The organism is Nocardiopsis codii, from assembly GCF_036327455.1.
Classification (GTDB): domain Bacteria; phylum Actinomycetota; class Actinomycetes; order Streptosporangiales; family Streptosporangiaceae; genus Nocardiopsis; species Nocardiopsis codii.
The window spans coordinates 1-8633 of sequence record NZ_JAUZMY010000066.1 but is presented as its reverse complement, the minus strand read 5'-3'; the positions used below and the strand labels follow the sequence as shown (position 1 = coordinate 8633).

Here is an 8633-nt window from a genome sequence, read left to right as displayed (position 1 = left end):
CGCCCCCGACCGCCCGGGCCGTCGTACCCGCCTCCGACCGGGCCCGGGCCCCGGCCCCGCCGGGCGGTCTCTCCGGCATTCGACCGCCCGGCGGCCTCGGTCCGTTCGGCGGGCCCGGCCCTCAGGTGCCGATGTGCCGGAGCACCGCCAGGACGCGACGGCTGTACCCCGCCGTGTCGCCGAGGTCGAGCTTGTCGAAGATCGCGTTCGCGTGCTTCTCCACCGCACTCTGCGACACGAACAGCCGCGCGGCGATCGCGGGGTTGGTGTGCCCCTGCGCCATCAGGTCCATCACGTCCCGCTCACGTTCCGTCAGGCGGCCCTGCGGGTCCTGGCGGCTGCTGCCCGCCAACAGCTGCCGCACCACCTCCGGGTCGAAGGCGGCACCGCCGCCGCCCACCCTGACGAGGGCCTCCAGGAACTCGTCCACCTCCACCACGCGGTCCTTGAGCAGGTATCCCACCCCGGCGGTGTTCTCGCTGAACAAGCGGGTGGCGTACCGCTTCTCCACGTACTGCGAGAGCACGAGCACTCCCACGTCCGGAAGCTCCCGCCGGATGCGCACCGCCGCGCGCAGCCCCTCGTCGGTGTGGGTCGGCGGCATACGCACGTCCACCACGGCCACGTCGGGCGCGTCCTCCCGGACCGCCGACAGCAGGGCGTCCGCGTCGCCGACCGACGCGATGACCCGGTGCCCCTCGTCCTCCAGGAGTCGCACGAGTCCCTCCCGCAGCAGGGCCGAGTCCTCGGCCACGATCACCCGCACGGTACCTCCGCGGTGATCGTCGTCGGCCCTCCCGGAGGGCTGTCCACGGACAGCCTGCCGTCGAGGGCCTCCACGCGGCCGGCCAGACCGGCCAGCCCCGTTCCCGACGGGTCGGCGCCGCCCACGCCGTCGTCCCTCACGCGCACCACCACTGACCTGGTCCCCTCGTCGTCCCTCTCCAGCACCCGCACCTCCACCCTCCCGGCCCCGGAGTGCTTGACCGCGTTGGTCACCGCCTCGGCGACCACGAAGTAGGCCGCCGTCTCCACGGCCTGCGCAGGAGCCGCCGACAGGCCGAAGTCCAGGTCGATCGGCAGGGCGGACCGCCCCACCAGGCCGTGGAGCGCGACGCGCAGCCCCTCCTCCGCCAGCGCGGCCGGGTACACGCGCCAGGCGACCTCCCTGAGGTCCCGCAACGCGTTCCGTGTCTCCTCGTACGCCTGCTCGACCAGGGCTCGGCCCTTGTCCGAGGCCGGATCGCGCCGTGCGCGGCCCAACGCCATGCCGAGCAGGACCAGCCGCTGCTGGACGCCGTCGTGCAGGTCGCGTTCGATCCTGCGGCGCTCCTCGTCCACGGCCGTGACCACCCCGGCCCGGGTCGCCACCAGCACCCCGATCCGCTCCTCCATGAGGTCCTGGCGGCTGGGGCCGAGCAGGCGGCGGGCCAGCCAGCTCTCCATGCCCACCAGTCCCACGGTTCCTTGCACGCTCAGGTACACGAGCACCAGTCCGGCGGGCACGATCCCCGGGTCGTTCCCGTCGAGCACCTCCAGCGGGGACACCACCAGGTAGAGGCCCGCCGGGAGGACCGCCAGTACCAGCCCGCCGAAGAAGCCGACCGGACAGCGGGCCGCCAGGTAGGCGAGGGAGCGGGCCGTCCCGGGGCGGCCGACGATCTCGACGCCGAACAGGGCGGCCAGGCGTCGCCGCTCCAGGCGGACCAGAGGCCGGACACCCGAGTCGAGCGCCCGTGCCAGCCGCTTGCGGGCGGCGGGCCACAGGAGGAGCGGCAGGGTCGGCACCGAGACGGCCAGGACGGCGAGGAGCAGGACCGCCCCGGCTACGGCCGTCGCCGTACCGGCGGCGGTGCCCGCGAGGGCCCGGGTCCACCCGTGCGGCCGTCCGGCGCTCCGGCGCCGTCGCGTTCCGTCCTGCACCGTCACGTCCGTCCTCTCCTTCTCCCCGCCGCGGTCGGTCCCCGGGAGCGGCGCCGCGCGTCCGGCGGGCCGGGGAGCGCGGTGTCCCACGGGTGCCCGGAGTGCCGGGAGCCCGTTCGGAGAGTAGCGATCAGCGGGTCCCCCGGGGTACTGCGGTACACCGCATTTCCGGGGGTGGGGGATCCCGCCGACGACCGGGCGGAACCACCCATGTGCGGCGGGCCCGCCGGTCCGTAGCGTTCTCGGTGCCCCGGCCGGGCCAGACCGCACCACACGAATCCGCTTCGCACCGAACGGTGAACCAGTGTCCCCACACCCTCCCCTCCGCCGCTACTCCTGGCTGCTCGCCGGTACCGTCCTGTCCCTCTTCGCCATGCAGGCGGCATGGGACGTCGCCCTGCTCGCGTGGGTCTATCCGGTCCTGCTGCTGCGGTTCTCCCGCACCGGCCGACCGCTTCCCGCCCTCCTCGGCGTGCTCGGCGCCACCACGGCCGCCACCCTCGTCTGGTTCGCCCTCGCCGACCTGCTGTCCCCGCCGCTGCTCCTGCTCGCGGTGCCGCTGGCCCTGACCGGGGCTCTGCCGTTCGCCCTCGACCGGCTCCTGGCCCCCCGCCCGGGGCAGCACCGCCCGTGGCGGGCCTCCCTGGTCTTTCCGCTGGCCTCGGTCGCCGCGGAGTTCGCGGTGGCCACCGTCACCCCCTTCGGTACCATCCACGGCGTCCTCGGAGCCACCCAGGCCTCGAACCTCCCCCTCATCCAGGTGGCGTCGGTGACCGGCGTCCACGGGGTGAGCTTCCTGGTGGCGTGGGCGGCGTCGGCGGGCGCCCTCCTGTGGGAGCGAGGCCTCTCCGACAGGGCGGTCCGCTCGGTCGCGGCCGGGGCCGTCGGCGCGGTCGCGCTGGCCGCCACCGCGGGCGGGGCCCGGATGGTGTTCGCCCCGCCCGCGTCCGACACGGTGCGGATCGCGGGGGTCACCGCCTCGCTGGCCGCGTGGGAGGAGATCGTTCCGACCTTTCGCGAGTACGACTCCCTGGAGGCCCTCGTCGCGGCCGACCCCGACGAGATGCGCGAACGCTTCGCCCCCGTCAACGACGAACTCCTCGCCGGCACCGCACGCGAGGCCGCGGCCGGGGCCGAGGTGGTGCTGTGGCCGGAGTCCGCGGCCTTCACACTGGAGGCCGACAGGGACCTCCTGGTGGACCGGGTGCGCGCGGTCGCCGAGGAGCACGGCGTGTACGTCAACGCCGGCATGTCGGTCTACACCGAGGAGGCGCCGCACATCCGCAACCAGATGGTCATGGTCACCCCCGACGGCGGCGTCGCGTGGACCTACGACAAGAGCCGCCCCATCCCGGTCCTCGAACCCTACGAGCCGGGTGAGGGCGTCATCCCGGTCGCGGACACGCCCGCCGGGCGCCTGGCCACCGCCATCTGCTACGACGCCGACTTCCCGGGCCTCCTCCGGCAGGCGGGCGCCGCAGACGCGGACGTCCTCCTCGTCGCCGCCAACACCTGGGAGGGCATCAAGGAGATGCACGCCCGCAACGCCGTGTTCCGAGCCGTGGAGAACGGGTCGTCCCTGTTCCGGCAGGCGAGCCGCGGGCGGTCGAACGCCACCGATCACCAGGGTCGGACACTGGCCACGACCGACTACTTCACCACCGAGCAGCAGACCATGGTCGCCTACGTGCCGAGGGAGGGGGTGACGACGGTCTACTCCCGGATCGGGGACGCCTTCGCGTGGTCGTGCCTGGTGGGGCTGGCGGTACTGGTTCCCGGCAGGTGGTCGCGTCCCGGCGGACAGCGGCGGCGGCCGGTCGTGCTGGACGGCGGAGCGCCCGGTGCGCACGAAGGCGCTTCCCCAGGCGCCGAGCGGGAAGGGTGAACCGCCCGGTCGCGCGTCCCCCGTGCTGACCCCCGCACGCCCGTGTCCCGGGCCCCGGATGCCGGGACCCGGGACCCGGGTGGCTGGAGAGGGGTGCCCTCCCGGTCGGCGCCGGGAGGGCGGGAAGTCAGCCGTTGTTGCCGTAGAACTGGTCGCGCGCGGCGTCGGCCGCGGCGCCGCCCGGGTCCTCGATGACGCCGCCGATCGTGTCGGCCTGGTCCTGGAACCCCTCGACGCTCTCCGTGACGCCGCCGAGCGCGTCCTCGCCGTAGGCCTGGGCCTGCTCAGCCACGCCGCCGTAGGCCTCCTCGCCGAACGCCTGCGCGGACTCGACCGCGCCGCCGTAGGCCTCTTCACCGAAGCCCTGCGCGGACTCGACGGCGGTGTCCACCCCCGTGCCCTGCAGGGTGTCGGTCACCCCCTGGGTCACCTCTTCGGCGGCGCCGCCGAAGAGTCCCTTGAACCAGCCGATCAGGTCGTCGAACATCGCTCACTCACTTCATAGGTTGACGCCGACCCCGTACCCAGTTCAGATAAGGCCCTGGTAAGGGGTTCGAGCGTTGGATGATCGTCCTGGGGCACGGTTTTCTGCTGCGACGCCTGCGCTCCGCACGGGTCCACCGCCCTCCCGGGCTCCATCCTGCCGGACGGGGACCGGCCGTCGGCGGACACGCGGGAGCTCCGTCCCGAGCGCGGTCGCGGCAGTCCGGGCGTGCGCGTGCGGACGCGGTCGGCGGCAGGGGCCCGCTCGGTCGAACCGCCACGCGCGCGGTGCCCCCGAGGGGCGCCGCGGGGAGGCGATGCCCACCGCGGCCGTCGGGTGGTCGGTCCGGTCGGCGCCGGGTCCCGCGAACCGGGCAGGATGAGGGCATGGCCGACACCAGTCAGCGCACGCTCCGCCTGCTCTCCCTGCTCCAGACCGGACGGGCGTGGCCCGGAGCGGACCTCGCCGCCGCCCTGGACACCAGTCCGCGCTCGCTGCGACGCGACATCGACCGGCTGCGCGAGCTCGGCTACGCCGTGGAGAGCCTGCGCGGCCCCGGCGGGCACTACCGGCTCGTCGCCGGCAGGGCGGTGCCGCCGCTGCTGTTCGAGGACGACGAGGTGGTCGCCGCGACCCTGGGACTGCGGATCGTCGCGGGAGGGCTCGGCGGAGTGGAAGGGGTGGAGGAGAGCGCGGACCGCGCCCTGACCAAGCTCCGCCAGGTGCTGCCGTCCCCGCTCGCACGCCGTGCCGCCGCCCTGACCTGTGCGGTCGAGCCGGAGCGCCGGGCCTGGCCGGGCGTTCGGCCGGACGTCGTCACGGCTCTGAGCGAGGCCGTCGCGGCGGGGCAGTGGGTCCGGCTCGTCCACCGGGGGCGGGACGGGGAGGACCACCGGCGCAGGGCCGACCCGTACCGGTTGGTGATGTCGGGCCGGCGCTGGTACCTGTACGCCTGGGACCGCGACAGGGACGGCTGGCGCACCTTCCGGCTGGACCGGATCTGCGAGGTCGTCCAGACACGTGCAGCCTTCACCCCGCGGGAGCTGCCCGGGGAGGGGCGCGCCGAACACCTGGAGCGGGGCTTCCGCGAAAGCGGGCCCCTGCACTCCGTGTCGGTCCTGTTCGACGCCTCCGCCGAGGAGGTCGCGGCGCGGATCACGCGGGTGGACGGCGACCTCGTCCCGGTCGGGGCGGAGCGCGCCCGCTACACCGCCCGGGTCGACTCCTTCGAGTGGATCGCCATCGTGCTCGCCCTCACCGGACTGCCGTTCACGGTCGAGTCCCCCGAGGAGTTCGCGCGCCGTGCCGCCGCCCTCGCCGACATCCTCCACCGGTCGGCGGACCGGTCCGGCTGACCGCGTCCCGGAGGTCCGCCGACGGCTCGGAGGAGGCTTCCCGGCCCTGTGACCATCGGGAGCGGTCGCCGGACCGGAGCGGGGCGGTCCCGGGGGAGGCCCCCGCCACGGGGCCGCCGGGGTAGGGCGGTCCCCACCACCAGGAGGGGGTGCTGCGGGATGGGACGGCGGCCCCGGTCCCGCGAGGCTGGTGGACATGACACGACAGACCACGGGGACCGGCGCCGTCCTCCGCCGCGAGCGCACCCTCCGCACGGAGGAGCCCCCGCATGAGTGACACCCGCACCCCCGCCGGAGCCGCGCCGCCGGGCGGCGCGGCCGACGCCGGTCCCGTGCTCGACCTCCTCGGCGTGGGCAAGGTCTACCGAGGGGGCCACACCGCCGTCGAGGACCTCACACTGAGGCTGACCTCGGGAGTGGTCGGCCTGCTCGGGCCCAACGGCGCCGGCAAGTCCACGCTGATGCGGATCATGGCGACCGTGACCCGGCCGACCTCGGGCCGGCTGCTCCTGGACGGCGCGGACCTGGTGGCGCGCCCCGGAGCGATGCGGGCGAGCCTGGGCTACCTGCCACAGGACTTCGGCGTCTACCCCCACCTGACCTCGCGCGAGTTCCTCGGCTACCTGGCCGCCGCCCGGGGCCTCCCCGCGCGCGTCGCACGGGCCCGGATCGACGACCTCCTCCAGCTGGTCAACCTCACCGGCGCGGTCCGACGCCCCCTGGGCGGGTACTCCGGCGGCATGCTGCGACGCGTCGGCATCGCCCAGGCCCTGCTCACCGACCCGCGCGTGCTGATCGCGGACGAGCCGACGGCGGGCCTGGACCCGGAGGAGAGGGCGCGTTTCCGCAACCTCCTCGCCGATCTGGCCCGGGACCGGATCGTGGTCCTGTCCACGCACATCGTCTCCGACGTCGAGTCCGTTGCCTCCAGCCTGGCCGTCGTCGCGGGCGGACGCCTCCTCCGGCACGGATCCCCCGGCGACCTGCTCGGCGAGGCGGAGGGCCGGGTGTGGGAGGCCGTCGTCCCCGCCGACGCCGCCGCGTCCGTCCGGGCGCGCCACCGCGTCAGCCGGATGGTGCGCACGGGGACGGGTGTGCGCGTCCGCCTCCTGTCCCCGCACCGCCCGCTGGCCGACGCCGTCGGGGTCCGGCCCGACCTGGAGGACCTCTACCTCCTCGTGGTCCCGCCGGTCCCGTCGGGGCCCGCCGGCGGCGGTTCCGGGAGCGGTTTCGCGGGAGCGCTGCGGGGGCCGTCGTGGTGAGGGGATACGCGCGCCTGGTCCGGGGCGACGTCCGGGAACGCGTCCGCAGGCCCGTCTACCTGGTGACCCTGCTCGCCACGGTGGGCCTGGGCTACGTCGCGGTCCCGGCCGTCGACTCCCACTGGACGGTGGTGGACGTCGCCGGGTACCGGGGCGTCTACGACAGCGCCTACGTGGGCACGGTCACCGCCCTGGCCAGCACCCTGTGGCTGACCCTGGCCGGCTTCTACGTCGTGCGGAACTCCGTCGACAGGGACCGGCGGACGGGGGTGGGGGAGCTGCTGGCCGCCACGCCGCTGCGGACCCCCGCCTACCTCCTGGCCAAGTTCGGCGGCAACCTCGCGGTGCTGGTGTCGATGCTGGGTACCGTCGCCGCGACGGCGGTGGTGATGCAGCTCGCCCGGGGCGAGGCGATGTGGGTGGACCCGGTCCGGCTGCTCACCCCCTACCTCGTGCTGGCCCTGCCCCTGATGGTCCTCACCGCCGCCGCGGCGGTCGTCTTCGAGACCACTCCCGTGCTGCGCGGCGGGGCGGGCAACGTCGTGTGGTCCGTGGCCGCGCTGTCCCTGCTCCTCGGCGGGCTGTCGCCCAGGGCCCCGCTCGGCGGGCTGGGGGTGGGGAGCGTGGCGGAGTCCTTCCGCGCGTCCCTCGCCGCCGAGGGGATCGACGCGTCCACCGGCGAGTTCAGCCTCGGTCTCACCTACGTGGACGAGCCGCTGCGCGCGATCGAGTGGCCGGGGTGGGAGCCCTCCGGCGAACTGGTGGTGACGCGCCTGGTGATCGTGGCCTTCGCGGTCCTGCTGGCCGTGGTGCCCGCCCTGTGGTTCGACCGCTTCGACCCGGCGCGGAGCACCGGCCGCCGGGCCGCCGCCCGTCCGGGGGGAGTCGGCGCCCCCGTCGGGGCGATGCCCCCGTACGCCGCCCGCGGTGGGGGCGCCGACCCCGGGCCCGCGCCGCCGAGGCTGCGTCCGCTGCCCGCCGCCGCACGCACCGCCGGTCCGTGGACGGTGTTCCCGCGCCTGGTCGCGGGTGAGCTGAGGATGCTGGTCAGCGGTCAGAGCCGCTGGTGGTGGGGCGGAGCGGCCGCGTTCACCGCGGCCGCCCTCGTGCTCCCCGAGCGGTCGGCGCCCACGGTGCTCCTCCTCGCGTGGATCTGGCCCGTCCTGGTCTGGTCGCGACTGGGCTCCCAGGCGCGGCTCGTCGGGCTCGACGGGCTGCTCGCCTCCTACCCCCGGGCCGGCGCACGCCTCCTGGCCGAGTGGACGGCGGGCGTCGCCGTCGCCGCGCTCACCGGCGCCGGACCCCTGGTCCGCATGGTCGCGTCCGGCGACACCGCCGGTACCGCCGCCTGGGCGGCCGGGGCGCTGTTCGTCCCCGGCCTGGCGCTCGCGCTGGGGGTGGTGAGCCGGGTCGGGCGACCGTTCCAGGCGCTCTACCCGCTCCTGTGGTACCTGGTCCTCAACGGCCTGTCCCCGGTGGACTTCCTCGGCGCGGTACGGGCCGACGGCCACCTCACCGGCCCCTCCCCGCTGCTGGTCGCAGCGGTCGCCCTGGGGCTCCTCGGGGTCGCGGCGGGCGTCACCGCCGCCAGGTCCCGCCCGGGAGCACGGCGCGAGGGCGCCGGAGCCGTCCGGGGGCGGTCACCCCGCGGAGGGCGGTGACGGCCGTGTCCGGGCCTGCCGGTCGGACGCGGTGGGGGCGGGGGGGGGGGGGGGGGGGGGCGG

At 75.6% G+C, this 8633-nt stretch carries 7 protein-coding genes; 4 read left to right on the top strand and 3 right to left on the bottom strand.

Annotation, left to right across the window (positions count from 1 at the left end):
• Positions 1-121 precede the first annotated feature (121 nt).
• Together Q8791_RS31555 and Q8791_RS31550 are read right to left on the bottom strand one after the other, a co-directional pair.
• Entirely contained in the window at positions 122-766 is a 645-nt protein-coding gene (locus Q8791_RS31555) for a response regulator transcription factor (protein WP_330095518.1), read from the bottom strand.
• Complete coding sequence (locus Q8791_RS31550; protein ID WP_407942094.1) at positions 757-1923, bottom strand: sensor histidine kinase; 1167 nt, start codon at positions 1921-1923, stop codon at positions 757-759. The genes Q8791_RS31555 and Q8791_RS31550 overlap by 10 nt, the downstream gene beginning before the upstream one ends.
• A 304-nt stretch (positions 1924-2227) precedes the next feature.
• Here Q8791_RS31550 and Q8791_RS31545 point away from each other — a divergent pair, with 304 nt between their 5' ends.
• Complete coding sequence (locus Q8791_RS31545; RefSeq protein WP_330095516.1) at positions 2228-3808, top strand: apolipoprotein N-acyltransferase; 1581 nt, start codon at positions 2228-2230, stop codon at positions 3806-3808.
• Between the two features lie 127 nt (positions 3809-3935).
• On the opposite strand, the gene Q8791_RS31540 is transcribed toward Q8791_RS31545, so the two are convergent.
• Entirely contained in the window at positions 3936-4295 is a 360-nt protein-coding gene (locus tag Q8791_RS31540) for a hypothetical protein (RefSeq protein ID WP_330095515.1), read from the bottom strand.
• Positions 4296-4678: 383 nt separating this feature from the next.
• Between Q8791_RS31540 and Q8791_RS31535 the strand changes: the two genes are divergently transcribed.
• The 3 genes from Q8791_RS31535 (at position 4679) to Q8791_RS31525 (ending at position 8570) form a co-directional block, all read left to right on the top strand.
• Positions 4679-5647, top strand: a complete 969-nt coding sequence (locus tag Q8791_RS31535; RefSeq protein ID WP_330095514.1) for a helix-turn-helix transcriptional regulator — start codon at positions 4679-4681, stop codon at positions 5645-5647.
• A 269-nt stretch (positions 5648-5916) separates the two neighbouring features.
• Positions 5917-6909 (top strand): ABC transporter ATP-binding protein, encoded by a 993-nt coding sequence (locus Q8791_RS31530; protein ID WP_330095513.1) that lies wholly within the window; start codon positions 5917-5919, stop codon positions 6907-6909.
• Positions 6906-8570, top strand: coding sequence for a hypothetical protein (locus Q8791_RS31525; RefSeq protein ID WP_330095512.1), 1665 nt, complete (start codon positions 6906-6908; stop codon positions 8568-8570). The genes Q8791_RS31530 and Q8791_RS31525 overlap by 4 nt, the downstream gene beginning before the upstream one ends.
• Positions 8571-8633 lie beyond the last annotated feature (63 nt).